This window comes from Burkholderia sp. AU18528 (assembly GCF_002223215.2).
Classification (GTDB): Bacteria; Pseudomonadota; Gammaproteobacteria; order Burkholderiales; family Burkholderiaceae; genus Burkholderia; species Burkholderia semiarida.
Genome location: NZ_NKFC02000006.1, coordinates 1,137,539 through 1,163,736 on the forward strand (window position 1 = coordinate 1,137,539; position 26,198 = coordinate 1,163,736).

Annotated in this window: 25 protein-coding genes; 18 read left to right on the forward strand and 7 right to left on the reverse strand. The window is 67.3% G+C overall.

Annotation, left to right across the window (positions count from 1 at the left end; translation table 11 throughout):
• Positions 1–62: 62 nt before the first annotated feature.
• The gene (locus tag CFB52_RS21995) at positions 63–1,736 is read right to left on the reverse strand and encodes a phospholipase C (protein WP_099317426.1); all 1,674 of its coding nucleotides are present in this window, start codon (positions 1,734–1,736) and stop codon (positions 63–65) included.
• 401 nt (positions 1,737–2,137) lie between these two features.
• Here CFB52_RS21995 and CFB52_RS22000 point away from each other — a divergent pair, with 401 nt between their 5' ends.
• Positions 2,138–2,995, forward strand: coding sequence for an EamA family transporter (locus tag CFB52_RS22000; protein WP_099317908.1), 858 nt, complete (start codon positions 2,138–2,140; stop codon positions 2,993–2,995).
• 27 nt (positions 2,996–3,022) lie between these two features.
• Here CFB52_RS22000 and CFB52_RS22005 read toward each other — a convergent pair whose 3' ends face one another.
• Entirely contained in the window at positions 3,023–3,496 is a 474-nt protein-coding gene (locus tag CFB52_RS22005) for an Lrp/AsnC family transcriptional regulator (RefSeq protein ID WP_059574437.1), read from the reverse strand.
• A gap of 321 nt (positions 3,497–3,817) precedes the next feature.
• Here CFB52_RS22005 and CFB52_RS22010 point away from each other — a divergent pair, with 321 nt between their 5' ends.
• The 6 genes from CFB52_RS22010 (at position 3,818) to CFB52_RS22035 (ending at position 8,177) form a co-directional block, all read left to right on the forward strand.
• A complete protein-coding gene (locus CFB52_RS22010) occupies positions 3,818–5,203 on the forward strand; it encodes an amino acid permease (RefSeq protein WP_059574436.1) in 1,386 nt (461 codons plus the stop codon).
• Positions 5,204–5,249: 46 nt separating this feature from the next.
• Entirely contained in the window at positions 5,250–6,452 is a 1,203-nt protein-coding gene (locus CFB52_RS22015) for an amino acid aminotransferase (RefSeq protein WP_059574435.1), read from the forward strand.
• Positions 6,453–6,619: 167 nt separating this feature from the next.
• Complete coding sequence (locus CFB52_RS22020; protein ID WP_059574665.1) at positions 6,620–7,018, forward strand: DUF488 domain-containing protein; 399 nt, start codon at positions 6,620–6,622, stop codon at positions 7,016–7,018.
• A gap of 118 nt (positions 7,019–7,136) precedes the next feature.
• Positions 7,137–7,427 carry a DUF1488 domain-containing protein gene (locus CFB52_RS22025; RefSeq protein ID WP_059574434.1) on the forward strand — a complete coding sequence of 97 codons (291 nt, stop codon included), beginning with the start codon at positions 7,137–7,139 and terminating at the stop codon, positions 7,425–7,427.
• Positions 7,428–7,443: 16 nt separating this feature from the next.
• Positions 7,444–7,683, forward strand: coding sequence for a hypothetical protein (locus CFB52_RS22030; RefSeq protein ID WP_006479066.1), 240 nt, complete (start codon positions 7,444–7,446; stop codon positions 7,681–7,683).
• Between the two features lie 152 nt (positions 7,684–7,835).
• Positions 7,836–8,177, forward strand: a complete 342-nt coding sequence (locus tag CFB52_RS22035; protein ID WP_099317427.1) for a metal ABC transporter ATPase — start codon at positions 7,836–7,838, stop codon at positions 8,175–8,177.
• Between the two features lie 28 nt (positions 8,178–8,205).
• Here CFB52_RS22035 and CFB52_RS22040 read toward each other — a convergent pair whose 3' ends face one another.
• The 3 genes from CFB52_RS22040 to lhpI form a co-directional block, all read right to left on the reverse strand.
• Entirely contained in the window at positions 8,206–8,985 is a 780-nt protein-coding gene (locus tag CFB52_RS22040) for a helix-turn-helix domain-containing protein (RefSeq protein ID WP_059574432.1), read from the reverse strand.
• A gap of 16 nt (positions 8,986–9,001) precedes the next feature.
• Positions 9,002–9,406 carry a response regulator transcription factor gene (locus tag CFB52_RS22045; protein ID WP_099317428.1) on the reverse strand — a complete coding sequence of 135 codons (405 nt, stop codon included), beginning with the start codon at positions 9,404–9,406 and terminating at the stop codon, positions 9,002–9,004.
• A gap of 169 nt (positions 9,407–9,575) precedes the next feature.
• Positions 9,576–10,511: a bifunctional Delta(1)-pyrroline-2-carboxylate/Delta(1)-piperideine-2-carboxylate reductase gene (lhpI, locus tag CFB52_RS22050; RefSeq protein WP_099317909.1), complete on the reverse strand. Its 936-nt coding sequence runs from the start codon at positions 10,509–10,511 to the stop codon at positions 9,576–9,578.
• Positions 10,512–10,773: 262 nt separating this feature from the next.
• Between lhpI and CFB52_RS22055 the strand changes: the two genes are divergently transcribed.
• The 8 genes from CFB52_RS22055 to CFB52_RS22090 all read left to right on the forward strand — a co-directional run bounded on the left by CFB52_RS22055 (position 10,774) and on the right by CFB52_RS22090 (position 20,195).
• Entirely contained in the window at positions 10,774–11,511 is a 738-nt protein-coding gene (locus tag CFB52_RS22055; protein WP_099317429.1) for a FadR/GntR family transcriptional regulator, read from the forward strand.
• Positions 11,512–11,638: 127 nt separating this feature from the next.
• Positions 11,639–12,760 carry a branched-chain amino acid ABC transporter substrate-binding protein gene (locus CFB52_RS22060; protein WP_099317430.1) on the forward strand — a complete coding sequence of 374 codons (1,122 nt, stop codon included), beginning with the start codon at positions 11,639–11,641 and terminating at the stop codon, positions 12,758–12,760.
• A gap of 58 nt (positions 12,761–12,818) precedes the next feature.
• On the forward strand, positions 12,819–13,826 hold the full coding sequence (gene lhpH, locus CFB52_RS22065) for a trans-3-hydroxy-L-proline dehydratase (RefSeq protein WP_099317431.1): 1,008 nt from the start codon (positions 12,819–12,821) through the stop codon (positions 13,824–13,826).
• A gap of 194 nt (positions 13,827–14,020) precedes the next feature.
• A complete protein-coding gene (locus CFB52_RS22070; RefSeq protein WP_099317432.1) occupies positions 14,021–16,612 on the forward strand; it encodes a penicillin-binding protein 1A in 2,592 nt (863 codons plus the stop codon).
• An 80-nt stretch (positions 16,613–16,692) separates the two neighbouring features.
• Positions 16,693–17,571, forward strand: a complete 879-nt coding sequence (locus CFB52_RS22075) for a PilZ domain-containing protein (protein ID WP_099317433.1) — start codon at positions 16,693–16,695, stop codon at positions 17,569–17,571.
• A 224-nt stretch (positions 17,572–17,795) separates the two neighbouring features.
• Positions 17,796–18,125 carry a DUF4148 domain-containing protein gene (locus CFB52_RS22080; protein ID WP_027783001.1) on the forward strand — a complete coding sequence of 110 codons (330 nt, stop codon included), beginning with the start codon at positions 17,796–17,798 and terminating at the stop codon, positions 18,123–18,125.
• Positions 18,126–18,437: 312 nt separating this feature from the next.
• Positions 18,438–19,646, forward strand: a complete 1,209-nt coding sequence (locus CFB52_RS22085; protein WP_099317434.1) for a DUF4919 domain-containing protein — start codon at positions 18,438–18,440, stop codon at positions 19,644–19,646.
• Between the two features lie 144 nt (positions 19,647–19,790).
• Complete coding sequence (locus tag CFB52_RS22090) at positions 19,791–20,195, forward strand: lysozyme inhibitor LprI family protein (protein WP_099317435.1); 405 nt, start codon at positions 19,791–19,793, stop codon at positions 20,193–20,195.
• Positions 20,196–20,261: 66 nt separating this feature from the next.
• Here CFB52_RS22090 and CFB52_RS22095 read toward each other — a convergent pair whose 3' ends face one another.
• A complete protein-coding gene (locus CFB52_RS22095; protein ID WP_006483707.1) occupies positions 20,262–20,909 on the reverse strand; it encodes a response regulator transcription factor in 648 nt (215 codons plus the stop codon).
• Complete coding sequence (locus tag CFB52_RS22100; RefSeq protein WP_099317436.1) at positions 20,906–23,008, reverse strand: PAS domain S-box protein; 2,103 nt, start codon at positions 23,006–23,008, stop codon at positions 20,906–20,908. The genes CFB52_RS22095 and CFB52_RS22100 overlap by 4 nt, the downstream gene beginning before the upstream one ends.
• Before the next feature lie 318 nt (positions 23,009–23,326).
• Here CFB52_RS22100 and CFB52_RS22105 point away from each other — a divergent pair, with 318 nt between their 5' ends.
• The 3 genes from CFB52_RS22105 to CFB52_RS22115 all read left to right on the forward strand — a co-directional run bounded on the left by CFB52_RS22105 (position 23,327) and on the right by CFB52_RS22115 (position 25,821).
• A complete protein-coding gene (locus tag CFB52_RS22105; RefSeq protein ID WP_099317437.1) occupies positions 23,327–23,797 on the forward strand; it encodes a universal stress protein in 471 nt (156 codons plus the stop codon).
• Between the two features lie 306 nt (positions 23,798–24,103).
• Entirely contained in the window at positions 24,104–24,610 is a 507-nt protein-coding gene (locus CFB52_RS22110; RefSeq protein ID WP_059574422.1) for a cupin domain-containing protein, read from the forward strand.
• Positions 24,611–24,795: 185 nt separating this feature from the next.
• Positions 24,796–25,821: a DedA family protein/thiosulfate sulfurtransferase GlpE gene (locus CFB52_RS22115; protein ID WP_059639459.1), complete on the forward strand. Its 1,026-nt coding sequence runs from the start codon at positions 24,796–24,798 to the stop codon at positions 25,819–25,821.
• Positions 25,822–26,198: the final 377 nt, after the last annotated feature.

Below are 26,198 nucleotides of genomic sequence, written 5' to 3' on the forward strand. Positions count from 1 at the left end.
GGCGCGTTGAAATGGAAACGGCCGGCGCGTGATGCGCCGGCCATGCGGTCAGGCTGTCCCCGTCAGATCGCCGGGGCCGCGCTCAATGCGGTGCCGAGCGTCGGGTCGAGATACAGCGGCGTCGTGTTCGGCTTCGACGTGAAGTCGAACAGGTTGCGCAGGTCGCCCGCCGTCGCATCGAACGAACCGCCGCCGATACGCTGGCCGCCGAGCCAGTTGTCCTCGATGAAGCGCACCACGGACGACTGGTCGAGCATCGTGTGATCGACGTAGTTCTGCTTCGCATACGGCGAGATCACGACCAGCGGAATGCGCACGCCCGGGCCGCAGCGGCCGTTCACGGTCGCGCCGTTCACGCCGGTGGTGCCGCCCGTGCCGCACTTGCCGGGGCCGTTGAGCTGGTCGACCGGGTCCGACGATGCGTGCGTCGGCGCCGTGTACACGTGGTCGTACCAGCCGTCCGAGTCGTCATAGGTGACGATCACGGCCGTGTTCTGCCAGTCCGGCTGCTGCTGCAGGAAGTTGACCACCTTCGTCACGAACGCCTGCTCGTCGAGCGGATCCGAATAGCCCGCGTGCCCGTCCTGCGCGGCCGGCGCCTTCAGGTAGCTCACCGACGGGAAGTTGCCGGCCTTCACGGCGGCGAAGAAGTCGTCCGTGTCGTACTGGTGGTTCGCCGGTTCGGGCGTCTTGCCGTCGGTCTCGACGCTCGAACCGATCGCCGCGATCGAGCTCGGACGCGTGTGTTGCGGGTTCGCGGTCGACGCGTAGTACTGGAACCAGTTGTGATGCGGGATGTAGTCGGCCGTCGCGGCGTTTACGGCGGTGGCGACCGTGCTGCGCGCGCAGCCCGTCGTGCCGTTGCCGTTCGTCGTCGACAGGTTGAAGCCGCCCATGAAGCCGCCCCACGTGATCTTCGCGGCGTTCAGCAGGTCGCCGATGTTCTTGCCGGTCATCATCGCCTGGTCGGTCGTGCTCGAACACACGTCGAAGCCCGGGTCGACGTCGTTGATCATCGTGAGGCCGCCCTGGCCGTCGTTGATGTAGTACGAGGTCGCGGCGAGCGTCGACGGCTGCTTCGACGTCTTGACGATCTGCATCCCGTTGGTCTGGCCCGACACGACGTTCAGCGCGCCCGGCGTCGACGGGCCGTAGACCGTCGTGTACGTGTTGTCGCTCATCGCGAAGCGCTGTGCGTAGTTCCACAACGCGGTCACCGTGTTGCCGTCGAAATAGCCCATCACCTGGCCTTTCGTGCCGAACGCGCCGGCGCCGCCGGACGAGCCCTTGCCCGTGTACTTCGGGAACAGGTCCGCAAGACCGTTGTCCTCGGCCTGCTGTTCGGCCGTGTACGCGTGGTTCTGGTCGGCGGTCGCGGCCTGCGTGCGGTCGAGGCGGAACGGGTTCGCCGCGTCGGTGCCGTTGGCCGTGTTCGTGAAGTTCGGGTTCGTGGTGAGCAGCGTGCCCGTCAGGCCGTTCGGCGTCGGTGTGCCGGGTTTCGCGGTGAACGCCGGTTCGCCCGACGGGTTCGTCGCGTTCGGATAGGTGCCGAAGTAATGATCGAACGAGATGTTTTCGCCGTAGATCACGACGACGTGCTTGATCGGCGTGGCGGTCTGCAGCGCATCCTGCGACGACACGGCGGCCGTCGGCGTGGAATCGTCACTGCCGCCGCAGGCGAACAGCGCAAGCGTGGCGCCGGCGCAGGCGGTGACGAGCAAGGCTTGACGGAACATCGGGAAACTCCAGGGTAAGGCCTTCGATGGTGGAGAACGGCCCCGTCGCCGTGTCGGTTCGGCGCGGAGCTCGTGAGGAAGCACGCGCATTGGAACAGCCGCGTATGAAAATATGGGGACGGAGTGTTTTCGCGACGGTTGCGCCGCGGTATCGGTTTCATTACGACCCGGCGCGATGCGAAAGAGAACGGAAAGGGGCGGACTGTCCGCAACCTCCACGTCACAGGTCGCCGCATGCCGGTCGCTTGCGACGCCAGCATTGCCGGGCGGGCGACGGGGAGCCGCCGGCCGGATCCTTGGCAGGGCATCGCGCGTCGCTTTTTTGACAATACGGTGACGCGTTCATACGATGAACGCCTGCCGTGCACCGTGCGGCTTCCGACCGTCAGGGAGTATTGAGCGTGCCGATCCCCGTTCTGTTTGCCGTTCTGTGCGCGGCGTTCCTGCACGCATCATGGAATGCGCTCGTGCGCAGCAGCGGCGACCGGCTGCGCTCGGCCACGGTGCTGCAGATCGCGATCGGGCTGTTCGCGCTGCTGTTCCTGCCGGCCGCCGCGCCGATCACGCCGGCGAGCTGGCTCTGCGTCGTCGCGTCGGCCGTGATCCACGTCGTCTATACGCTGCTGCTCGTCCGTGCTTACGAGCACGGCGACCTGAGCATCGCGTACCCGGTCGCGCGCGGCACCGCGCCGCTGCTGGTCACGCTCGGCGCGGCGGCGTTCGCGGGCGAGCGCCTGAACGTCGGCGCGCAATGCGGGCTCGTGCTGATCTGCGCGGGCATCATGGCGATCGGACTGGAGCGCGGGCGCGGCGCGAAACACCGGATGATGCAGGTGCTGCCGACCGCGTTCGCGACCGGCGTGTCGATCGCGGCGTACAGCGTGGTCGACGGGATCGGCGTGCGGGAGAGCGGCAGTACGGTCGGCTATACCGCGTGGATGTTCGTGCTGACAGGCGCGATGATGGCCGCGTACTACCGGCTGCGGGCGGGGCCGCTGCGGTTGACGCAGGATGTCGGCGAAACCGCGAAGGCGGCCTGCGGCGGCGTGTTCGCGGCGCTCGCGTACGGCATCGTGATCTGGGCGATGGATCGCGCGCCGATGGGGCCGGTGTCGGCGCTGCGGGAAACGAGCGTGGTGTTCGCGGCGCTGATCGCGCGCGTGTATCTCGGCGAGCGGCTGACGCCGCGTCGGGCGGCAGGGTGCCTCGTGATTGCTTGCGGCGCGCTGCTGATCAGTGCGTTCGAGGCGGTGCGGTGAGCGCGCCGGCGCGGTGCGCCGGGCTGGTCAACCTTCCACCGGCATCGCGCTCGTGCACTTGATCTCGTCGAGACACACGCTCGAATGCACGCCGCTCACGCCCGGAATGCGCATCAGCGTTTCGAGCAAGAACGTCGACAGCCCCTTCAGGTCGTGCGCGACGACCTTCAGCACGTAGTCGATATCGCCCGTGACCGAGAAACATTCCTGGATCTGCGCGAGATCCGACACGAGTTTCTGAAACTTCGACAGATCGCGGATATGCCCGCGCTCCATCGTCACGTGCACGAACGCGGTGACGCCGAACCCGAGCGTATCCGGGCACAGCCGGGTTTCATAACGGCGGATCGCGCCGATTTCCTCCAGCCGCCGATGGCGCCGCAAGGTCTGCGCGGGCGACAGCCCGACGGCCTTCGCCAGGTCGAGGTTCGACGCACGGCCGTTCTCCTGCAACACCGACAGCAAGTGGCGATCGATGCGGTCGAGAAGCGGTTCAGGCATTTTTGTTTCCTCATCTGTCTCCTGGGCGCAATCTTATCTCATAATGTAGGGTTTGCATGAGCGGGTTACGCAACCCGATTTCGCCGTCGCGACGCTAAACTGACGCCGGATTTTCGTGTTCGGCCGCGGCAATGCGGCATGGGCGACGAGTCGGCGGCCGGTCTGGCCGGCACGCCGACGCGAATCGGGTGTCGCCCGCGCGAAAATTGCAGTCCCCAACCCGGCGTCCCCACGAACGGCCGCCGGCACAGCAAAAACAGCGCCCGGCACACCGAGGCGCGCCGCACCGCTTCCGGCGGAGGCGGGAAGAATGGAGAAGACATGGTTTCTGGAAACGAGAGCGCTGGCCTCAAGCGCGGGCTGAAGAACCGGCACATCCAGCTGATCGCGCTCGGTGGCGCGCTCGGCACGGGGCTGTTCCTCGGCATCGCGCAGACGATCAAGATGGCCGGCCCGTCCGTGCTGCTCGGCTACGCGGTGGCCGGCATCGTCGCGTTTTTCATCATGCGCCAGCTCGGCGAGATGGTCGTCGACGAACCCGTCGCCGGCTCGTTCAGCTATTTCGCCGACAAATACGTCGGCCACTTCACCGGTTTCCTGTCCGGCTGGAACTACTGGGTGCTGTACATCCTCGTCAGCATGGCCGAGCTGTCGGCTGTTGGAATCTACGTGCAGTACTGGTGGCCCGGCGTGCCGACCTGGGTGTCGGCGCTGGTGTTCTTCGTCGCGATCAACCTGCTGAATCTGGCGAGCGTGAAGTCGTACGGCGAGACGGAATTCTGGTTCTCGATCATCAAGGTCGCCGCGATCGTCGGGATGATCGGCTTCGGCGGCTGGCTGCTCGCGAGCGGGCAAGCGGGGCCCGAAGCGGGCATCGCGAACCTGTGGCGGCACGGCGGTTTCTTCCCGAACGGCGTATCGGGGCTCGTGATGTCGATGGCCGCGATCATGTTCTCGTTCGGCGGGCTGGAGCTGATCGGCATCACCGCGGCCGAGGCGGACGATCCGAAGCACAGCATTCCGCGCGCGACCAACCAGGTGATCTACCGGATCCTGATTTTCTACATCGGCGCGCTCGCCGTGCTGCTGTCGCTGTATCCGTGGGAAAAGGTCGTCACCGGCGGCAGCCCGTTCGTGCTGATCTTCCATGCGCTGAGCAGCAACGTGGTCGCGAACGTGCTGAACGTCGTGGTGCTGACGGCCGCGCTGTCGGTCTACAACAGCGGCGTGTACAGCAACAGCCGGATGCTGTTCGGCCTCGCGAAGCAGGGCAACGCGCCGAAGGTGCTGTGCTCGGTGAACAAGCGCGGCATTCCGCTCGCCGCGCTCGGCGCGTCGGCGCTCGCGACCGGCGTGTGCGTTCTGGTCAACTACTTCATGCCGGGCAAGGCGTTCGAGGTGCTGATGGGCCTCGTCGTGTCGGCGCTGATCATCAACTGGGCGATGATCACGCTGATCCACCTGAAGTTCCGCCAGGCCAAGCGTGCTGCCGGGGAAGAGACATCCTTCCGCAGTGTGGGCTATCCTTTCACGAATTACCTGTGCCTGGCATTCATGGCCGGCATTCTCGTCGTGATGTACCTGACGCCGGATCTCCGCCTGTCGGTGTACCTGATCCCGGTATGGCTCGCGGTGCTCGCGATCGGGTATCGCTTCCGTCAGAAGAATGCGGGCTTGGCGGTGCACGACGGCGTCTCCGCACGCTGACGCAGGCCACGACCGACCATTGTTCCAAACGAGACCGACTCAAGCCATGTTCGAACACATCGACGCGTACCCGGGCGACCCGATCCTGACGCTCAACGAGAATTTCCAGCAAGATCCGCGCGACCGGAAGGTCAACCTGAGCATCGGGATCTATTTCGACGCCGAAGGCCGGATCCCGGTGATGGGCGCCGTACGCGAAGCCGAAACCGCGCTGCAGCGCGACAGCGGCCCGAAGCCGTACCTGCCGATGGTCGGCCTGGCCGCGTATCGCGACGCCGTGCAATCGCTCGTGTTCGGCGCCGATCACCCGGCCCGCGCGGCCGGCCGCATCGCGACGCTGCAGACGCTCGGCGGCTCGGGCGCGCTGAAGGTCGGCGCCGATTTCCTGAAGCGCTATTTCCCGGATTCGCAGGTGTGGCTGAGCGATCCGAGCTGGGAAAACCACCGCTTCATCTTCGAGCGCGCCGGCTTCACGGTGAACACGTACCCGTACTACGACGAAGCGACGGGCGGCCTGAAGTTCGACGCGATGCTCGCGGCGATCGACGCGCTGCCGGCGCGCAGCATCGTGCTGCTGCACGCGTGCTGCCATAACCCGACCGGCGTCGATCTCGACGAAGGCCAGTGGGAGAAGCTGATCGACGTGATCGAGGCGCGCGGCCTGCTGCCGTTCGTCGACATGGCGTACCAGGGCTTCGGCGCGGGCCTCGATGCGGACGCGTTCGCGGTGCGCGAGCTGGCCCGCCGCGGCGTGCCGACGCTCGTCGCGAACTCGTTCTCGAAGAACTTCTCGCTGTACGGCGAGCGCGTGGGTGGCCTGAGCGTCGTCTGCGAGGACGCGGCCGCCGCCGACCGCGTGCTCGGCCAACTGGCCGGCGCCGTGCGCTCGAACTACAGCAACCCGCAGACCTACGGCGCGAAGGTCGTCGCGGCCGTGCTCGGCACGCCGGCGCTGCGCAAGCAGTGGGAAGAGGAACTGTCGGCGATGTGCCGCCGCATCGCGCGGATGCGCCAGTCGATCCACGACGGCCTGCGCGACCACGTGAGCGGCGAGGCACTCACGCGCTACGTGAAGCAGCGCGGGATGTTCACGTACACGGGCCTGACCGAGTCGCAGGTCGACGCGCTGCGCGAGGTGCACGGCGTGTACATCCTGCGCTCGGGCCGGATGTGCGTGGCGGGTCTGAACGACTCGAACGTCGGCATCGTCGCGGACGCGATCGGCAAGGTGCTGAAGAGCGGCGTCTGAACGCGGCGCGCCTCGGCGCGTCACGATGAAGAACCGGCTGTGTCCCGTCGCGGGAGCAGCCGGTTTTTCGTTGGGCGGCCGTCATGTGCGATGCCCGGCTGACGCGCGGGCGGGCGCGGCGGTACGATCACGGGATCGCATGTACGACCGAGGAGCAGAGAAACGACATGGGCATCCGGATCATCCAGCTCGGCACGCCGCGCGCGGCCGGCGAAGGCCTGCGGATCGGCACGGTGCGGCGGCCGCCGCGCGGCGTGCCGAAGGCGGAATTCGCGTCGCGCAACTACTATGATGTATGGTTGCCGACGCTGTCGCCGAGCCCCGAACTCGTCGCGCAGGCGCAGGCCGCCGAAACCGACGCCGAATGGAAGGCGTTCAAGCGCCACTTCCGCGCGGAGATGGCGCACGGCGATCCGGCGAAGGTGCTGGACCTGCTGGCCGCGCTGTCGGCGACCACCGCGTTCTCGATCGGGTGCTACTGCGACGACGAAAACCATTGCCACCGCAGCGTGCTGCGCGAGTTGCTCGCGGAGCGCGGCGCGACGATCGAGCCCGACGCGGGCTGAAGCGGGCGGAGGCGGCGTCGCGCGGCGGCGCGATCGTGCGGTGCGGCGAACCGGTTGACGTGGGTCAAGCGCGCGGCCGCGCGCGCCACTATGCTCTCGTCATGGAGCCATCACGACGATGACAGACCGACAGATGCACATTGCTTTCCCGTCCGAACCGCCGGAATACTGCGCGCGCGACCTGGTCGTCGCGTTTTCGGCGCTGGTCGACGGGCGTTGCGTCCAGTGCGCGGTCACGGCCGAGGCGCTGGAGGACCATTTCGGCGCGCGCTCGCTGCTCGAGCGCGATTTGCTGAGCGCATTCGACGCGCACCGCCCGGCCATCGAGGCGATGGCACGACGCATGCTCGAGGAAATCGGCGGCCGGCCGGTGCTGCTGCACAGCGGGCACTTCCGGCTCGAAGGCTGATACCGCAGGAGGGCGCATGACACTGCAGGGCAACATTCACGAACGCGACTGGTCGGTCGAAGTGGAGACGCGCCCGTGCGAATCGGGCGAGTTCCGCTGCCGCGTGTCGGTCGAGCACGGCGCCGGCGCCGCGCGGTTTCATCATACCTTCGAGCACAGCCACGCGTATCCGACGGAGCGCGAAGCGATGATCGAAGGGCTGCGGGCCGGCATGACGTGGATCGAGATGAAGGCGTCGCAGACCTTCAACGTATGAACGGTCCCGCGCCAGCCAGGCGCGGGCAGACTAACGGCCGGCCGCGATCGAACCATGCGCGCCGCGCCACGGGAAACACGTGCCCCCGCACGGCGATGCGGACGGCACTTGCAAGGCGGTCGACGAGCGGCGGCCCCGTCAGGAGACACGACATGGGCGTGGGCATGCAGATCGCCTGCCTGGGATTCACGGGTTCGGCGGCGGTCGAGGCCGAAGCCGGCGCGCAACTGGTGAGGCTCGAACGGTTTCGCGCATTGATCGACGGCTGCCACCTTGCGATCGAATTGCGCACGGCGGCCGATGGCGAGCGCGTGTACGACGTACGGGTTGACCTGGTGATGCACGACGCGGCGCTCAGGCCTTTGCCGCTGCCGCCATGCGTCGGCGCCGATGTGGACGATGCGCTGCGTCGCGCGTTCGCGCAGGCCGAGCACGCGCTGATCGCGTGGCAGCGGGGCGCCGCCATGGCGGCGCTGCGCGACACCATGCAATGACGTGGCGCCGGCGATCCGGCGCCCTGCGTCAGACCCGCGCGAGCGCTTGCGCGTCGATGATGCGCACGCGCTTGCCGCGCGTTTCGACGAGCGCTTCGCGATGGAACCGCGAGAACATCCGGCTGACGGTTTCGAGCTTCATCCCGAGATAGCAGCCGATTTCCTCGCGCGTCATCCGCAGGTTGAATTCGGTCGCCGAATAGCCGCGCGCCTCGAACCGCGACGACAGGTTCAGCAGGAAATGCGCGACGCGCTGCTCGGCCGACATCGTGCCGAGCAGCAGCATCTGGCTCGATTCGCGGACGATCTCGCTGCTCAGCATCTGGTAGAGAAAGTGCTGCATCGGCTTCATCTCGCGGCACGCGGCTTCGAGCGCGCCGAACGGGATGATGCACACCACGCTGTCCTCCAGCGCGATCGCGTCGCAGCAATGCTGGCCGCCGCCGATGCCGTCCATCCCGAGCGTTTCGCCGGCGATCTGGAAGCCGGTCACGTGCTCGCGGCCGTCGCGATGCATCATCACCGTCTTGAACGAACCCGCGCGCACCGCGTAGATGCTCTGGAACGGATCGTCGGTGCGAAACAGCGCGTCGCCCTGGCGGACCTGCCGCGTCGTGCAGATGATCGCGTCGAGGCGGCCGTATTCGGCGGGCGTCAGGTGCGGCGGCAGGCACATCGAGCGCATCGCGCAGGCCGAGCAGCGGGCCGCCGGATGTTTGGCGGCGTCGGCGCGCGCGGCCGGGCGCAGCGGGATCGTTGGCCGGGGTACGACGGACACGTCGGCGGCGAAGGCGGTGGCGGTGGACATGAGTCGCTCCGGCTCGTCAGGTGCGGCGCACGCGAGCGTGCACCAGGGATTCGATCACACGGCATGCGGCGTCGAATTCGACGGTCTTGTCGAAGAAGTAGTCGGCTCCCGCCGTCGCGCATGCCTCTCTGAATGCCGGTGCCGAGTGGTTCGTCAGCACGATCGTGACGATGCGCGGCGCGGCTTTCGACAGCATCCCGATCAGGTCGAGACCGCTGCCGTCCGCGAGCCGTACGTCGACGATCACCACGTCCGCGCCACTGCTGCGGATATGCGTCCACGCGTCCTGGCCGTCTTCCGCTTCGCCCACGACCGCAACCCCGCGGATCGCGCCGACGAGCAGCGCGATCCGCTGGCGAACGGCGATCGCATGATCGACGAGAAACACCCTGAGCAAGGCGGGTGACAGGCTGGCATTCATGCCGGCAGTATCGTGTTGCGCCGCCGAAATTGAAATCGGCCGAATTGGAAGTTCGTGTAGGCCGCTTCGACGCGGTGTAGGGCGTTTCCTACACCGCGTACGGGAAATCGCCGGTATGAATCCGACGAGGCGATGCCGCGCGAGCGGTGCGAACGGTCGCGCGGCCGGGTCAGCCGGCGCCGCGCGCGGCCAGTGCGTCGCGCGCGGTGCGGCAAGCGGCCAGGTCCCACGCGGCGCAGCCGACGCTCTTGAACAGCAGCGGGCCGCCGCGGGCGAAGGTGCCGTTCAGCACGTCGGCGAGCGATGCGACGTGCCGCCAGTCGACTTGCGCGACGATCAAGTCGCCGGCTTCGTGGCGCGCGCCGGCCGGATCGTCGACGACGAGCCGGCTGCCCCGCACCGTGTTCGCGTCGATCTCGGCGGCATCCGCGGTGAACGCGCCGACGCCGACCACGAGCCGGCCTTCGCGCGCGGCTTCGCGGTAGACGGGCGTGCGGCTCGTCGTCAGCGTGACGACCACGTCGATCGCGTCGGGAATCGCGTCGCCGTCGAGCGGCGCGAGGTGCGGCGCATGCGCGCGGTGGGCGGCGCAGAACGCGGCCGCGCTGTCCGCGCGCGTGCCGCGCACGTGAAGGCGCGCGTCCGGAAAGATCGCCGCGAGCGCTTCCGCATGATTGGCCGCCTGCTTGCCGGTGCCGATCAGCAGGATGTCGCGCGGCGCGGCGCCGTGCAGCGCGTGGATGCCGAGCGCGGTGATCGCCGCCGTGCGGCGGCCGGTGACGGTCGGGCCGTCGAGCGCGAAGCGCATTTCCCCGGTGGCGGCATCGTACGCGGTGACCTGGCCGAGGATCGTCGGCAACCCGCGTGCGCCGTTGCCGGGGCACACGGTCACGAGCTTGTGGCTCGCCAGGTCGTGCGCGCTCGACGGCATCGACAGCATCACGCCGCCGCCTTGTAGCGGCACGACCAGGCGTTCGGGGCTGACGATCTCGCCTGCCGCATACTCGACGACCGCTTGCCTGAGCGTGGCGAGCAGCGCCGGGTAGTCGAGCAGCGCGGCCGTGTCGGCCGCATCGAAAACGGGAATCGGGGAAAGGGCGGTCATCGTGTACATCGGGGGCGTCGGTGAGTGTGGTCGGCGGACGCATGCCGCGCCCGCCGCGGGTCTGCCGGATACCTGGGCACAGGGCAGTGGATCGAATCTATACCACTTGCTGGCGCGCCCGCAACCCAGAAAATAAAGCGCTTCGTGGATTTTGGTTCTAATATCTGGCCAGAAGGCTCGCCGATGCCGCGCTGCCCGCCCGCTCCGGTATAGTGCGAACCCATTCCAGATCCCACGCCCGCGAACGGGCAGGAGCCATACGATGATGTCCGCGCGCCCCGACTCACTCGAAGGCGGTTTCAGGCCGCTGCAGATCTACGAGCAGGTAGCCGAAAAGATCCGCGACGAGATTCGCGCCGGGCGCTACGCGGCCGAATCGCGGCTGCCGTCCGAGCGCGAGCTCGCGGCGCTGTTCCAGGTCGGCCGGCCGGCGGTGCGCGAAGCGCTCGGCGCGCTGCAGAACGAAGGTCTCGTCTTCACGAAGCGCAATTCGGGCACCTACGTCGTCGCGGCGCCGCTCGACGTGCTCGCGCGGCACGGCGACGCGCACACCGTGCTCGAGGCCGATTTCAGCCCGACGTCGACGCTCGACGTGCGGCTGATCCTGGAGCCCGCGATCGCGCGCCTCGCGGCCGCCCATGGCCGCGCCGACGCCGGCGCCGAGCGCTATCTCGCGCAGATGGAAACCATCACCGACATCGACGATCCGCACCAGCGCGCGCTGTGGAACGAGAGCGACCGGCTGTTCCACCGGCAGCTCGCGCTGATGACGGGCGACGCGCTGATCGTGAAGATCGCGGACGAGGTCGCGAAGACGATGGACCAGCCGCTGTGGAAGCGGCTGAAGGACGACGGCATCTACGACGCGGGCCGGATCCGGCTCTACGTGTCCGAACACCGGCTGATCTACGAGGCGATCGTGTCCGGCGATGCCGATGCGGCTGCGTTCTACGTCGAACAGCACATCCGCCGCGTGCGGCGCGACATCGCGCCGAAGTGACCGGCCCGCGCGCGCATCCGTTCTGGTCTTCAATATGACCAAAATGCCGACGATTATTTTTAAATTGCTTGCGATGTGACCACGCATGTCCTACATTGGTTTCACACAAAACCAATCAGGAGACATCATGCGACACCTCGTGACCGCGCTTTCGGTGGCCGTCGCCGCTGGCGCGCTGACTTCCGCGCATGCGCAGGAGGTCGTGATGATCGGCCATTCGGCGCCGCTCACGGGCCCGCAGGCCGCCAACGGCAAGGACAATGAAAACGGCGCGCGGCTGGCGGTCGACGAGCTCAACAAGGCTGGCGTGAAGGTCGGCGGAAAGACCGTGACCTTCAAACTGGTTTCCGAAGACGACCAGGCCGACCCGAAGGCTGGCGTGCAGGTCGCGCAGAACCTCGTCGACAAGGGCGTCGTCGCGGTGCTCGGGCCGTACAACTCGGGCGTCGCGATCCCCGCGTCGCGCGTGTATTCGAACGCCGGCGTGCCGATCCTGCCGGTCGCGTCGAACCCGGCGCTGACGAAGCAGGGCTTCAAGAACATCTTCCGGATCGGCGCGAGCGACGAGCAGCTCGGCGGCACGATGGCCACGTTCGCCGCGAAGACGCTGAACGCGAAAACCGCCGCCGTGATCGACGATCGCACCGCATACGGGCAGGGCGTCGCCGAGCAGTTCATGAACGTCGCGCAGGCGAACGGGATCAAGATCGTCGACCAGGAATACACGAATTCGTCGGCCACCGACTTCCTCGGCATTCTCACCAAGATCAAGGCCGCCAACCCCGACGTGATCTTCCTCGGCGGCTATGCGGCGCAGGGCGCGCCGATGGCCAAGCAGATGAAGCAGCGCGGCTTGCGGGCGAAGCTGCTCGGCGGTGACGGCATTTGTTCGGCCGACATGGGCAAGGTCGCGGGCGAGGCGGCGTCGATCGTCTACTGCGCGCAGGGCGGCGTCGCGCTCGAGAAGACGCCGGCCGGGCGCGCATTCCTGAAGAAGTACCACGACACCTATCACACCGATACGCAGGTCTACGGCGTCAATTACTACGACGGCGTGAAGCTGCTCGCCGACGCGATGGTCAAGGCCGGCACGACCACCGACAAGGCGAAGCTGAGCGCGCAGCTCGCCAAGTCGAACTACGCGGGCGTCGCCGGCACCTATTCGTTCGACGCGAACGGCGACCTGAAAGGCGCGCCGACCACCGTCTACGTGATCCGCAACGGCCTGCCGGAACCGTACGCGAAGTAATCCCGTCACCGGACGGCGGCCCGGCCGCCGTCCTTCGTTTCAACGCATCCAATTCGTCATGAAGATTTCCCGATCCCTTTCCACCGTCGAAGTGCATACCGGCGGCGAAGCGTTTCGCATCGTCACGAGCGGGCTGCCGCGGCTGCCCGGCGCGACGATCGTCCAGCGCCGCGCATGGCTCAAGGCGCATGCCGACGAAATCCGCCGCGCGCTGATGTTCGAACCGCGCGGCCATGCCGACATGTACGGCGGCTATCTGACCGAGCCCGTTTCGCCGAATGCCGATTTCGGCGTGATCTTCGTGCACAACGAAGGCTATAGCGACCATTGCGGACACGGTGTGATCGCGCTGTCGACAGCGGCCGTCGAGCTCGGCTGGGTGCAGCGCACGGTGCCCGAGACGCGGGTCGGCATCGACGCGCCGTGCGGCTTCATCGAGGCGTTCGTCCAGTGGGACGGCGAGCATGCGGGGCCGGTGCGCTTCGTCAACGTGCCGTCGTTCATCTGGCAACGCGACGTGTCGGTTCAGACGCCCTCGTTCGGCACCGTGACCGGCGACATCGCGTATGGCGGCGCGTTCTATTTCTATGTCGACGGCGCGCCATTCGACCTGCCGGTGCGCGAATCGGCGGTCGAAAAACTGATTCGCTTCGGCGCGGAAGTGAAGGCGGCCGCGAACGCGGCGTATCCGGTCGTGCATCCGGAGATCCCGGAAATCAACCATATCTACGGCACGATCATCGCGAACGCGCCGCGCCACGCGGGTTCGACGCAGGCGAACTGCTGCGTGTTCGCGGATCGTGAAGTCGACCGCTCGCCGACCGGCTCCGGCACCGGCGGGCGCGTCGCGCAGCTCTACCAGCGCGGGCTGCTCGCGGCGGGCGACACGCTCGTCAACGAATCGATCGTCGGCACGGTCTTCAAGGGGCGCGTGCTGCGCGAAACGACGGTCGGCGGCCTCCCGGCCGTGATCCCGGAAGTGGAAGGCAACGCGCATATCTGCGGGTTCGCGAACTGGATCGTCGACGAGCGCGATCCGCTCACGTACGGATTTCTCGTGCGCTGAGCCGCGGCGCCGGCCGCCCCCCATTGCGTGTCCCCGTTACGCCCCCTTCGCGCGGCGTTCAGGTCGTCGTACCAGGTTTGGCGCGTCGTTCCGGTTGCCGGGCACGCGCCTTTTTTGCGTGAGCGCCGCCGCAACACCGCGGCGCGTGTGCCGGCGCAAGGCCGCCGCGGGTCGGCCCGCGCGAGTTTGGTACGATGCAGCCTTTTCAGCCGAGCTCCACCCGCGTGAATCGCCGAAACGTGTCGTCAGTGCGTGCCTTGTGCGCCAGATGGGTCGCGCGCGCCCAACCCGTCGCAGCGGCCGCCGTCGCGCGGCTCAAGCCTCTCGCCGCCACCGCGTGGCGCCATGTCCGCCACCCGACGCGCCGTGGCGTACTGCTCTCGGCCGCCGCCGTGCCGGCGCTGTTCGCGCTGTACGTGGTCGTGCTCATCCCGTTCACGCCGGGCATCGGCGACATCCGCAAGGCGCGCGTCGACCAGCCCGCGCAGGTGCTGTCCGCCGACGGCAAGCTGCTGGCCGAATTCAAGCCGTCGAACCGCGAATGGGTGGCGCTCAAGCAGATCTCGCCGCACATGGTCGACGCGCTGATCGCGACCGAGGATCACCGCTTCTACGAACACCACGGACTCGACTGGAAGCGCACGGCGTCGGCCGCGCTCCATACGTTCTCGGGCAGCCGCCAGGGCGGCTCGACGATCACCCAGCAGCTCGCGCGCAACCTGTATCCGGACGAGATCGGCCGCGCGCCGACGCTCACGCGCAAGGTGAAGGAGGCGATCACCGCGCTGAAGATCGAGGCCGTCTACAGCAAGGACCAGATCCTCGAGACCTACCTGAACACGGTGCCGTTCCTGTACAACGCGTACGGCGTCGAGATGGCCGCGCGCACCTATTTCGACAAGTCGGCCGACGAACTCGACGTGCTCGACAGCGCGACGCTCGTCGGGATGCTGAAAGGCAACAGCTACTACAACCCGGTGCTGAACCCCGAGCGCGCGCTGCAGCGGCGCAACACGGTGCTCGGCCAGATGGTGAAGTACGGCAAGCTGTCGCCCGCGCAGTTCGCGCAGTTGCAACGCCGGCCGCTGCGCATCGACTTCGAGCGCCAGAAGGAGCCGCCGGGGCCGGCGCCGCATTTCGCGCAGCAGTTGCGCAAATGGCTGATCGCGTGGGCCGACCGCAACGACTACAACATCTACTCGGACGGGCTGATCGTCCGTACGACGATCGACTCGCGGCTCCAGCAGATGGCGACGCAGGCGCTCACGCTGCAGGGCAATCAACTGCAGGGTATCGCGAACAATGCATGGAGCGGCCGCGACGGCTGCGGCACCGACAACGAGGTGTTCCGCACCTTCATGCGCGAATCGGCCGAGTACAAGGCCGCGCAGGACGCCGGCAAGGACGACGCTGCGGCGATGAAGCTGCTCGCGTCCGACCGCGGCTTCCTGCACGCGCTGTGCAAGGCGAAGACCGACGTGCAGGCCGGCTTCCTCGCGATCGACCCGCGTGACGGGCAGATTCGCGCGTGGGTCGGCAGCCGCGACTTCACCCGCGAGCCGTTCGACCACGTCGCGCAGGCGCGGCGTCAGCCGGGCTCGACGTTCAAGCCGTTCGTCTATGGCGCCGCGTTCGCGAGCGGGATGAAGCCGGACGATACGTTCATCGACCAGCCGGTCGAGATCCCGTTGAAGGGCGGCGAGATCTGGCGGCCGAACGACGACGTGCCGCCGTCGGGCAAGCCGATGACGCTGCGCGACGCGGTTGCGCTGTCGCGCAACCGGATCACCGCGCAGGTGATGGAGAAGGTCGGGCCGGGCGCCGTCGCGCGGCTGGCGCGCGACATGGGCGTGCGCGAAAGCCCGCTCGAACGCGTGCCGTCGCTCGCGCTCGGCACGAGCCCCGTCACGCTGAAGGAAATGGTCGCGTCGTACGCGACGATCGCGAACGGCGGGCTGTACGTCGAGCCGCAGATGGTCACGCGCATCGAGAATCGCCAGGGCGACGTGCTCGCCGAGTACGCACCGGCGCCGCCCGAGCGCGCGCTCGACGCCGAAACCGACAAGATGCTGCTCGACGTGATGCGCGACGTCGTGACGCGCGGCACGGGCGGCAGCATCCGCACGCGCTTCGGGGTGCGCGGCGACGTGGCCGGCAAGACCGGCACGACGCAGGACAATGCGGACGGCTGGTTCATCCTGATGCAGCCGGGCCTCGTCGCCGGCGCGTGGGTCGGGTTCGACGACGGCCGCGTGACGCTGCGCAGCGATTACTGGGGGCAGGGCGCGCACAGCGCGCTGCCGATCGTCGGCGATTTCTTCCAGCGCGCGCAGCGCGCCCGCATCGTCGATACGAAGGCGAAATTCGATACCGAGCCGTCGCCGGGCTGGTTCGGCTCGCTGCGCGAGCGCGTGACCGACCTGTTCGATACGTGGTTCCCGTCCGAGCCGAAGAAGGCGTCCGCGCCGGTCAGGACGCCGCGCGTCGAACGCCCGGCCGAGACCGACGAAGGGGCGGCGTCGGAAGCGTCGGCCGCGTCGGCGCCGGATGCCGCGTCCGGCGGCATCGTCGAGGAATGGGTGCCGGCGTCGGAAGTAGCCGCGTCGGCCGCGGCGCTGTCGTCGGGCGCATCGCAGCCGCCGCAGCCTGCGCAGCCGCCCGCGGGCGCCAGTACGACGAGCGGAAGCGGCGCCGGTGTCGGCGCCGCCCCTTCGGCCGTGCCGGCCCCACCGCCGATCCCGGAGCCGGCGCCGGCCGCGCCTGACTCGACCGGCGCTTCGCAGTGACGAAGCCATTCAGATTCCGCGCGATGCTGCCGTAATCAAGTTGTCACGATAGCTCGCGCGGTCGCCCCCGCGCTTCTCCGATGCGACTTTCCACTGACTATGCCGCGCTCGCGCGCGACGACCTTTCCGTGGGCGTCCCGCTCGGCTTCGACCTCTACGACGCCGACGGCGCCGCGCTGCTGCCGGCCGGCACGACGCTGGCCGACCCGGCGCAGCACGCTTTCCTGTTCGACCATTTCCGCCCCGTGCGCCGACGCGACGCCGCCGACACCGATCCACGCGCGTCCGCGGCGACGGGCGCCCCCGCCACGCGCATGGGCTTGTCGGCGGGCGCCGCGATCGGCATCCGCCGGCGGGTCGGCACGACGCGCGCGCTGCAGCGGTGCCGGCTGATCGGCGTCGGCGCGTCGGGGGCGCTGTTCGTCGAGCCGCAGCCCGCCACCGCGCTCGAGTTCGCGCGCGGCGACGACGTCGAAGCGGTGGCGGTCGGCCGCGCCGCGGTGTCCCGTTTCGGCGCGACGGTCGAATCGGTGCAGGCGTCGGGCGCGGCGCCATTCATGATCCTGTCGCCGCCCGGTTTCGTCGACCGGCTGCGCACGCGCGCCGAGCCGCGCGTGCCGGTGCGCATCGCGGCCGGCTGCCGCGGCGCGGCGGACGAAGCGGAAAGCATCGGGGTGGTGCACGACATCAGCCTGAGCGGTCTGTCGATCGCCGTCGGCCGGGCGATCGCGGCACCCGGCGAGCCGTTGGGCGTGATGCTGCCGTACGAAACCGGCGGCCGTGTCGAGCGGCTGGCGCTCGCTGGCACGGTGCGGGCCGTGCATGCCGACCCGGCGGTGCCGGCGCTGACGCTGCACCATGCGGCGTTCGACGACATCGACGCCGCCGACCTGATTCGCCTCAAGGCACTGCTGTTCGACAGACAGATGGCGTCGGCGGATATCGAACGCCTGCGCTGACGCCCGGCCTGCGCATGGCCGTCACCGGATCGCGGTATTTGGTGTACGAACGTCGATAATCATCTGATGAATCGGCCTATTCCCGCGCGATTGTACGGTTTCGGTCAACAGTGAATTTGCGATTTAAGTATTTACCCTGATAGTTGAGCCTCCTAGACTTTCACTCATGCGCAACGACTCCGAGTCCGAAGCGCCTGACAAAACAATCCTGGAGGTAACGCATCATGAAATCGCTGATCAAGGCAGTTGCACTGGCCGCCCTGGTGGCCGCACCGGTCGTCTCGTTCGCCCAATCGAACCAGCAGCCGCTGACGCGCGCGCAAGTGCGCGCCGAACTGGTCCAGCTCGAAAAGGCCGGCTACAACCCGAACGACTGGATCAACTATCCGGAAAACATCCAGGCCGCCCAGGCCAAGATCGCGGCCGCGCAGAACGCCGGCGCGCAAGCCGACGCAACCGGCTATGGTTCGAACCCGGTCGCGACCTCGCAGTCGGGCCAGCGCGCGGTCGTGCCGGCCGTGAGCGACCGCTCGTCGGTGTACTTCGGTCACTGAGCCGGCTGTTGTCTCGCGGCCCTTGGGCGCCGTGGCGGAAGGCTTGTCGAGAAAGCCCGCACTCGTTTCGGTTTCGAGTGCGGGCTTTTTACATTGACTCGTCGAGACACGAAATTTAACGATGTCCGTAGCTGCATTGACGTCGACATGGGTTCGCGCGAATCCATATGCCGCACGGCCACGGCGCCGGTTTGCTTGTCCTGCCGAGGCGAATTCCCGACGACCGGCATCTCCGACAGGATCTCAGGCCAGCCGAACGATGGTAGATTCGGCCGTCGCCGATGAGAGCGGGTATGCCATTGGCGATAAAACATGAAAAACGGGGACCTCATGCGCTTGATAAGATTTTTCGTATCCGTATTGATTTGCCTTTCGGCCACGAGCGCATTTTCTCGGAATGCTTCTTCGCCTATCGATCTCCTGCAAGCGGAAAGACAACGGATCGGAAAGGACGCGCAGATCGACCTTCAGCAGTTCTCGCACGACACGCAGGCGATTGTCGCTCAGGCAAATGTACTGAACCAATCGGGAGAGAGTCAAAAGGCGCTCGAAAAATTGCTCGAGCTGAACAAGTACGCATCGCTGGACCGATACCCGGACTACACCGTCCAGGTCGTCTGTTTCAACGTTTACACAGGTTTGGCAAACGAGCGCGATGCAACTGCGTGCCGTAGGCGAGCGGCTGCCATGGCAGTGATCCTGTTGAAACTTTCAGGAGGTGGAAATACGCCCGACGATCCGGTTCGAATTGTCCGGGTTGGGGAAATCGGGGACTGGCTGCGCTTAAGATCGGCAAAGATGACCGATGTCCAGGCGATCCAGTATCAAGGTTCAAGTCTTCAAAAGGTGACCTTTACCACGCCTGCGGATAGCCACGTCGAGGTGGCCTATTTTCTGATGAATCCCCGGGAAGTCTTCGAGATCGATCAAACGGCCCGCGACATATTCCAGCCGCTGCCGGTTTCGGACACGGATGGGAAATACGCGGCGGCAATGAAGGAGGCACACGAGCGCCGGGCCAAATTCCTGTCCGATCAGAGTTTCAATTATCGTGAGTTGGTCCAGCTCGTTCAGGATTCACAGAAAGAGGCGATGCAGCTAGCGCAGCAAGGCGATGTGGAGGCTGCCTTGTCAAAGATTCGGGAAGTTGAAAGAATCCGCCCAATTCGCGATATTCCGATTTTCAGCCTCGTGTCGAATTACAGTGCCCTACTGGGAAAGGCGGGAGATGAAGGCGCACACGCAGATATGCGACTCTATCTGTTCGGCATTACGCAGGATATCGCGCACAGCGGAGACGGGTTGACGCCGGAGACCGCTATCCGCGTCATTGCGGTCAATGAAGAGTACTCGTGGTTGTCTGCAAAAAAGCTGCATGCGACCAGGCAGGCGCTGATCCGCAACGGGGACTCCCAATACGATGCGATTGAGGCAACGGACGCAAGCGGCCGGTCTCGAACCTACTACTTCGACGTGACGCCGTTCTTCGACCGTTACTTGCCGGTAGCGAACAAGCAGTAACCGCCGTCGTTGGGCGTACCCGCTGACAATCCGCCGCGCGTGCGCTAGCATCGCGGTCGATGTCGGCGCGGTGGCGCGGCCCATGCACACGGGCCGCGACAAGGCACCGGGTTCCACACTTCAACGAACAACAAAGGAGCATCCATGCGTGTCTTGACCGGTCTGCTGGGCTCGCTGGCGCTGGTGGCGGGCGTCGCCCATGCGCAGGCGAATTGCGCGGACGCGACGGATCAGGCGACGATGACGGCGTGTGCCGATCGCGCGTACAAGAAATCCGACGGGGAACTGAACCGGACGTACCGGGCCGTCACCGCGCGCCTGCGCGATGCGCAGCCGCTTGCCGACAAGCTCGTGAGCGCGCAGCGCGCGTGGATCGCGTACCGCGATGCGGAGTGCCGTTTCTCGAGCGCGAATGTCGAGGGCGGCAGTGCATACCCGATGGTCGTATCGACCTGTCTCGACGATCTGACGAAAGCGCGTACCGAAACGTTGAAGGGCTATCTCGCCTGCGAGGAGGGCGACCTCGCGTGCCCGGTGCCGGCGAAGTAACCGCCATGCGCGGGCCCGCCGAGGCCCGCGCCGCACCGGCTACACGTCGCCGTTACACGTCGTCCGTTACACGTCGTCCGTTTCGTCGAGCAGCTTGTGCCGCATCGCGTAACGCACGAGCGCCGCTTCATGCGGCATCTGCATCTTTTCGAGGATCCGGGTTTTGTAGGTGCTGACCGTCTTCGCGCTCACGCACAGCGCATTCGCGATCTCGGTCAGCGTCTGGCCCGCGGCGATTCGCCGGAACACGTCGAATTCGCGATCGGACAGCCGCTGGTGCGGCAGCGTCTCGGCCGGCTCGTTCAGGCTCTGCGCGAACTGCTCGGCCATCGCCAGGCTCACGTAGACGCCGCCCGACGCCACTTTCGTGACCGCGCCGACCAGCTCCGCGCTCGCGCTTTCCTTCGTCAGATAGCCGGACGCGCCCGCGCGGAACGCGCGCACCGCGTACTGCTGCTCCGCGTGCATCGTCAGCACGAGCACGCGCAGCGCGGGCTTCTCGTCCTTGATCTGCTTGATCAGCTCGACACCGTTGCGGCCCGGCATCGACAGGTCGAGCACGAGCACCTGCGCGGGCGTCGCACGCACCAGCGCAATCGTCGACGGGCCGTCGCAGGCCTCGCCGGCCACCTCGAATCCGGTGGCGTTCTGGAGGATGTGCCGCAGACCGTCGCGTACGAGCGTATGGTCGTCGGCGATGAGCACCTTGATCATGTGATGAGCGTGTCCTGTTGAACGGTGGCGAGCGGAAACGCGACGGTAATCGAGAAGCCGCGCGCGAGCGCGGTGTCGATCGTCACGGTGCCGCCCAGCATGTGTGCGCGTTCGCGAATGCCGATCAGGCCGAACGACTTGTCTTCGTGGGCCGCACCGCCGGGCGCCGCGCCGCGGCCGTTGTCCGCGACACGCAGCACGCAAAAGCCTTCCTCGACGTCGAGCCGCAACGCCACGCGCGTCGCATCCGCATGGCGCGCGACGTTCGTCAGCGCTTCCTGGACGATGCGGAACAGCGTGGTCGCGCCCGCGCTGGTGAACGTGAGGCCGCCCGTCTCGATGTGGCGCTCGACATCGATCCCGTAGCGGTTCGTGAAATCGTTCGCGAGCCATTCGATCGCGGGCACGAGGCCGAGATCGTCGAGCATCACCGGCCGCAGGTCGGCCGCGATGCGCCGCACCGACGCGACCGTCGCGTCGATCAGCCGCCGCATGCCTTGCAGGTGGGTCTGCACGCCATCGTCGGGGTGCGCGCGGCCGGGCGTGCGCAGTTGCTGCTCGACGACCGACAGGTCCATCTTCAGCGCGGTGAGCTGCTGCCCGAGGTCGTCGTGCAGCTCGCGCGCGATGCGCGTCTTCTCCTCTTCGCGTACGTTCTGCAGGTTCGCCGACAGTTCGCGCAATTCCTCGCGCGATCGCTTCAGCGCGTTCTCGGCCCGCAGCCGCTCGGTGATGTCGCGCAGCATCACCGTATAAAGCTTGCCCGACGCGTCGCGGATCTGCGAGATCGACGCTTCGATCGGGAATTCCTCACCGTTGGCGCGCAGCCCGAACAATACGCGCTGGCGGCCCATCTGCCGCTCGGACACGCCCGTCACGCCGAACTGGTCGACGTGTTTCGCGTGCGCGGCGCGGAACCGCTCCGGAATGAAGCGCGACAGCGGCGCACCGATCGCCTCCATCGCGGACACGCCGAACACCTGCTCGGCCATCGGATTGAAGATCACGACCGTCTGCTTCTCGTCGATCGTGATGATCGCTTCCATCGACGAGCGGATGATGCCCATCATCCGTGCCTCGTTGAGGAGGCCGCGGCTGCTCGCGCCGGCATCGGCGCGGCTGCGCAGCAGCGCATGGACGAGCGCCGCGAACCCGAACGACGCGATCAGCCCGGCGGCGAGCACGGTGCCGGCCGCACGCTGCGCGCCGGTCGCGCTCGGCCGGCCGTCCGCGGAATAGGCGAGCGTCAGCGCGGTGCCGCCGAAATTCAGCACGTCGGTGCGCCGCATCAGGTCGGGCGACGCCGACGCTTCGTCGGTCGTCGTCTCGACGCTGGCGATCGCGCGCGGATCGCCGCCGGCGCTCATCCACAGGTCGATCCCGCGTTCAGTATCGAGCGCGCGCTCGAGCAGGCGCCGCGGGCTCAACGCCGCGAACAGCACGCCGTCGGCGGCGGTTTCGCGCGCGCCGGACGGTCTGGCCGCCGCAAGCGACGAGGCCGTCGCGGGCAGGAACAGCGTCAACGTGCGGGCGTCGCGGGACGTATCGTCGTCGGCCGAATGAACGCCGAGCGCGATATCGCCGGTCCGCAGCGCATGCGCGAGCGGCGCCGCGTCGGACGCGCCGAAGCGCTCGACCGGCGCATTCGACGCGGGGGCGCTGAGCGTCGCTGCCGCGAGCGGGCCGGCCGGCGGCGGTTTCGTGCCGGCGAGGGCGCTGCGCGCCGCGGGCGTCAGCGGCGCATAGCCGATCTGCCGGACCGGCGAGCGGGCGCTGTCGAGATCGAGCGTCTCCGCATAGCGACGCCATTGCTCGGGCGTCATGGTCGGGACGAGGCCGAACGCGCCGCGCGCGCCTTCGAGCACCGCGACGCCGGTCTGCAGTTCGTGGCGCAGCATCGCGGTCACGTGCGCCGTGCGGCGTTCGAAACGCGTATGAACGGCGGCTTGCCACTGCTCGCGCACCAGCAGCGCGACGCCGAGCGACAACACCGCGCCCGCGCACAGCGCAACGACGCCGGCCGCGAGCGGCTGGCGTAACATGATCTGCAGGGGCGCGGGCCCTCGGGCGCCACGCGTCGGGGTTCCACTGGCGGTCATTCGATGGCCATTCTGTTGTTCGGGCTACCCAGGGCGCTCGGGCAGGGCGGCAAAACCGGAAAACCTCGCACCGGCTGCGTGCAACGACTATTTTGAAGATGAAATTGTGCGCGTTTTACACGTTTTTTGTAATGGGGTCGGTTGAAATCGCGGCAAACGGCGTGAAGCAGCGGCGCGCCGGCCGCGCTTGATGCGCGTCAACGCGCGTGGCGGCACGTGGGGCAGACTGTTCGGCAGGCAAGCCAGCGCTGGGCCGGCTTGCGGCAACGGCCCGTGGTCGCGCAACGCGCGATGCGTGCCCGGTCGGAGGGACGGACCATGTACAAGCGGATTTTCGTCGGGCTCGACGGCGGCCCGAGCGCGCGTCTCGCGCTGAACGAGGCGATCCGGATCGCGGCGGCGTCCGGCGGCGAAGTGACCTGTGCGTACGTCGTCGAACATCGGCCGCAGCTCGTCGACGTCGACGCAGGCTTCGCCGCCGAGCGCGACGGCGATATCGCGGCGACCGACGCCGCGACGCCGGTGCTCGACGACGCGAAAGCGGCGCTCGCGCAGCAGCATGTGCGGGGCACCGTGCGCGCGCTCGACGCGTATGGCGAGGACATCGCGGCGGTGCTGATGCGCACGGCGGCCGAAACCGACGCCGACCTGATCGTGATGGGCACGAGCGGCCGGCACGGCCTGCGCAGGCTGTTGCTCGGCAGCGTGGCGGAATCGCTGCTGCGCGCGGCCGACCGGCCCGTGCTGCTGGTGCGGCACGGCGAGGCGCGGGCGTCGGCGACCGCATAATCGACGGCGGTACGGTTGGCGATGCGGGCCGTGCATCTGCGGGCAGCGGGCTGCCTCGCGTGCCTGGCCGGATATCGGCACGATCCGCGTGCCGGGGCGGGCGGCCGGAAGTCTTGGCGGTGAGCGATTGAGCGTCGACGGTTGCGTCCCGGCACGCAGTTCTGGCAGCATCGGCCGGTGTCCGCTTGTTCGCCGCGCGCATGGCCGCGGCGATCGACGCACGGACATCCGGCGGCACCGGTCGCCTGAATCGGGACCGGACGGGCCGCCGAATGCCGGTTTCCAACCTTACCGACGTCATCCGCCATGCCGATTTCCGCGACTGACCTGATTCGCCAGTTCGACCTGCAGCCGCATCCCGAAGGCGGCTATTTCCGTGAAACCTACCGCGCGACCGATTCGGTCGTGCGCCCGGCCGATGGCGCGCGACGTGCCGCATCGACCGCGATCTACTATCTGCTGTGCGACGGCGCGTATTCGTCGTGGCATCGCATCCGCTCCGACGAGGTCTGGCATTTCTATGCGGGCGACCCGATCGAAGTGTGGGTACTCGACGCGCGCGACGGGCTGACGATCCACCGGCTCGGCAACCCGCTCACGCATCCCGGCACCGTGTTCCAGGCGGTCGTGCCGGCCGGAAGCTGGTTCGGCGCGCGCTGTGCATCGCCCGAGCATGTCGCGCTCGTCGGCTGCACGGTGGCGCCGGGGTTCGAATTCGCGGAATTCGAGCTCGCGGATGCGGCCGCGCTGGCGGCCGAGTTTCCCGACTACGCGGAACACGTCGCGCAGCTCGCGCCGCGCTCGGACGTGTGACTGTCACGGCCGAGTCACGCCGGGCGCGAAGCCCGTGCCGATGGTCGGTGTTCCGCGCGAGCGCGGCCAAACCCGTTTAGAATGCCCAGGATGCACCGGTCGGTCGCGGACATGCCGCGGCGGCCGTTGCGCCGCCGTACCGACGGCCCTGTCGCGCGGCCCGCATGTCTTCCAGGAGCGCCGCCGTGTGGCACTTTCCGATTGCTATTCCATCGTCGCTCGGCCCGTGGGCCGTCTTCGCGAGCGTGTTGATCACGCAGCTCGGCGTGCCGGTGCCGGCCGTGCCGATGCTGATTCTCGGCGGCACGATGGCGGCGATGGGGCAGGCGTCCTGGGCCAGCATGTTCGCGGCGGCGATCGGGGCGACGATGCTGGCCGATTCGCTGTGGTTCTTCATGGGCCGCACGCGCGGCCGGCGCCTGCTGAATGGCCTCGTGCGCTTCTCGCTGTCGCTCGACACGACGCTGCGCTTCGCGCGTAACGTATTCGAAAGGTACGGCGCGCCGCTGCTCGTGCTGTCGAAATTCCTGCCGGGTCTCGGCCTCGTGTCGGCGCCGCTGCTCGGCACGACCGCGATCGGCATTGGCGTGTTCCTGTTCTGGGATCTGGCCGGCGCGTCGCTGTGGGCGGCGTTCTGGCTGATCGGCGGCGCGGCCATTCACGACCAGATCGTCCAGTTCGTGCTGTGGGTACGCGCGAGCGGCGGCACGATCCTCGACGCGTTCCTCGCGATCTTCATCACGTTCCTGCTGTACCGCTGGGTGCGCCGCGTGCAGTTCCGCCGCTATCTCGCGCAGGTACGCATCTCGCCGCCGCAGCTCGTCGAGATGATGACGTCCGACGAACCGCCGCTGATCTTCGATGCGCGGCCGAAAGCGATTCGCGAACGCGAGCCGTACCGGATTGCCGGCGCGCTGCCGGTCGATCTCGATTCCCCGGACCTGCTCGACCCGGAAGTGCTGAAGCGGCCGATCGTCGTCTATTGCGTATGCCCGAACGAGGCCACGGCCAAGCGTCTGATCGCGAAGATGCAGCGCAAGAAGATGATCCACAACATCCGGGCGCTGAAGGGCGGCCTCGATGCGTGGGAAAAGCACGGTTATCCGGTCGAGCCGCTGCCCGCCGATCTGGATTCGTCGCGGTACTTCGTGCGGCCCGATCACGGTGGGCTGGAAGGCGAATATACGGTGCGGGCGACGTTGTCGAAGTGATGTAGCTGCGGTTGCATGCTTCGGCGCTCGAGAGCGCATATTGTCCTGTCTTGATTCGTGTATTTTCGACCAACGAATTTCACGGCACCATCGCCATTTATCTCGCAATGATTCGGCCGACCCTATCATGGGTATCTGGCCGCGATCGAACGATTGGCACTGTGTCTAAAATTGCGATGCGCTTATCCCAATAAAGTCGCTTCCATCTCATAATTAACACTCTGAAAACATTATAAAACATTAATTCTTGAGTGTTTTTTGAAAATTTCCAGTACTTGCAAAGAAAAAGCCGATGCTTTGCGTATCGCATTAATCATTTCTGACAATGCACGGGGATCGCTTCTGCTAGGATCGCGCAGTGGATGAGCGGGGCCATT

Coding starts and splice junctions, on each gene's coding strand:
- CFB52_RS21995 (WP_099317426.1), bottom strand. CDS start 1,736: ATGTTCCGTCAAGCCTTGCTCGTCACCGCCTGCGCCGGCGCCACGCTT.
- CFB52_RS22005 (WP_059574437.1), bottom strand. CDS start 3,496: ATGCCTGAACCGCTTCTCGACCGCATCGATCGCCACTTGCTGTCGGTG.
- CFB52_RS22010 (WP_059574436.1), top strand. CDS start 3,818: ATGGTTTCTGGAAACGAGAGCGCTGGCCTCAAGCGCGGGCTGAAGAAC.
- CFB52_RS22015 (WP_059574435.1), top strand. CDS start 5,250: ATGTTCGAACACATCGACGCGTACCCGGGCGACCCGATCCTGACGCTC.
- CFB52_RS22020 (WP_059574665.1), top strand. CDS start 6,620: ATGGGCATCCGGATCATCCAGCTCGGCACGCCGCGCGCGGCCGGCGAA.
- CFB52_RS22025 (WP_059574434.1), top strand. CDS start 7,137: ATGACAGACCGACAGATGCACATTGCTTTCCCGTCCGAACCGCCGGAA.
- CFB52_RS22030 (WP_006479066.1), top strand. CDS start 7,444: ATGACACTGCAGGGCAACATTCACGAACGCGACTGGTCGGTCGAAGTG.
- CFB52_RS22035 (WP_099317427.1), top strand. CDS start 7,836: ATGGGCGTGGGCATGCAGATCGCCTGCCTGGGATTCACGGGTTCGGCG.
- CFB52_RS22040 (WP_059574432.1), bottom strand. CDS start 8,985: ATGTCCACCGCCACCGCCTTCGCCGCCGACGTGTCCGTCGTACCCCGG.
- CFB52_RS22045 (WP_099317428.1), bottom strand. CDS start 9,406: ATGAATGCCAGCCTGTCACCCGCCTTGCTCAGGGTGTTTCTCGTCGAT.
- lhpI (WP_099317909.1), bottom strand. CDS start 10,511: ATGACCGCCCTTTCCCCGATTCCCGTTTTCGATGCGGCCGACACGGCC.
- CFB52_RS22055 (WP_099317429.1), top strand. CDS start 10,774: ATGATGTCCGCGCGCCCCGACTCACTCGAAGGCGGTTTCAGGCCGCTG.
- CFB52_RS22060 (WP_099317430.1), top strand. CDS start 11,639: ATGCGACACCTCGTGACCGCGCTTTCGGTGGCCGTCGCCGCTGGCGCG.
- lhpH (WP_099317431.1), top strand. CDS start 12,819: ATGAAGATTTCCCGATCCCTTTCCACCGTCGAAGTGCATACCGGCGGC.
- CFB52_RS22070 (WP_099317432.1), top strand. CDS start 14,021: ATGCAGCCTTTTCAGCCGAGCTCCACCCGCGTGAATCGCCGAAACGTG.
- CFB52_RS22075 (WP_099317433.1), top strand. CDS start 16,693: ATGCGACTTTCCACTGACTATGCCGCGCTCGCGCGCGACGACCTTTCC.
- CFB52_RS22080 (WP_027783001.1), top strand. CDS start 17,796: ATGAAATCGCTGATCAAGGCAGTTGCACTGGCCGCCCTGGTGGCCGCA.
- CFB52_RS22085 (WP_099317434.1), top strand. CDS start 18,438: ATGAAAAACGGGGACCTCATGCGCTTGATAAGATTTTTCGTATCCGTA.
- CFB52_RS22090 (WP_099317435.1), top strand. CDS start 19,791: ATGCGTGTCTTGACCGGTCTGCTGGGCTCGCTGGCGCTGGTGGCGGGC.
- CFB52_RS22095 (WP_006483707.1), bottom strand. CDS start 20,909: ATGATCAAGGTGCTCATCGCCGACGACCATACGCTCGTACGCGACGGT.
- CFB52_RS22100 (WP_099317436.1), bottom strand. CDS start 23,008: ATGACCGCCAGTGGAACCCCGACGCGTGGCGCCCGAGGGCCCGCGCCC.
- CFB52_RS22105 (WP_099317437.1), top strand. CDS start 23,327: ATGTACAAGCGGATTTTCGTCGGGCTCGACGGCGGCCCGAGCGCGCGT.
- CFB52_RS22110 (WP_059574422.1), top strand. CDS start 24,104: ATGCCGATTTCCGCGACTGACCTGATTCGCCAGTTCGACCTGCAGCCG.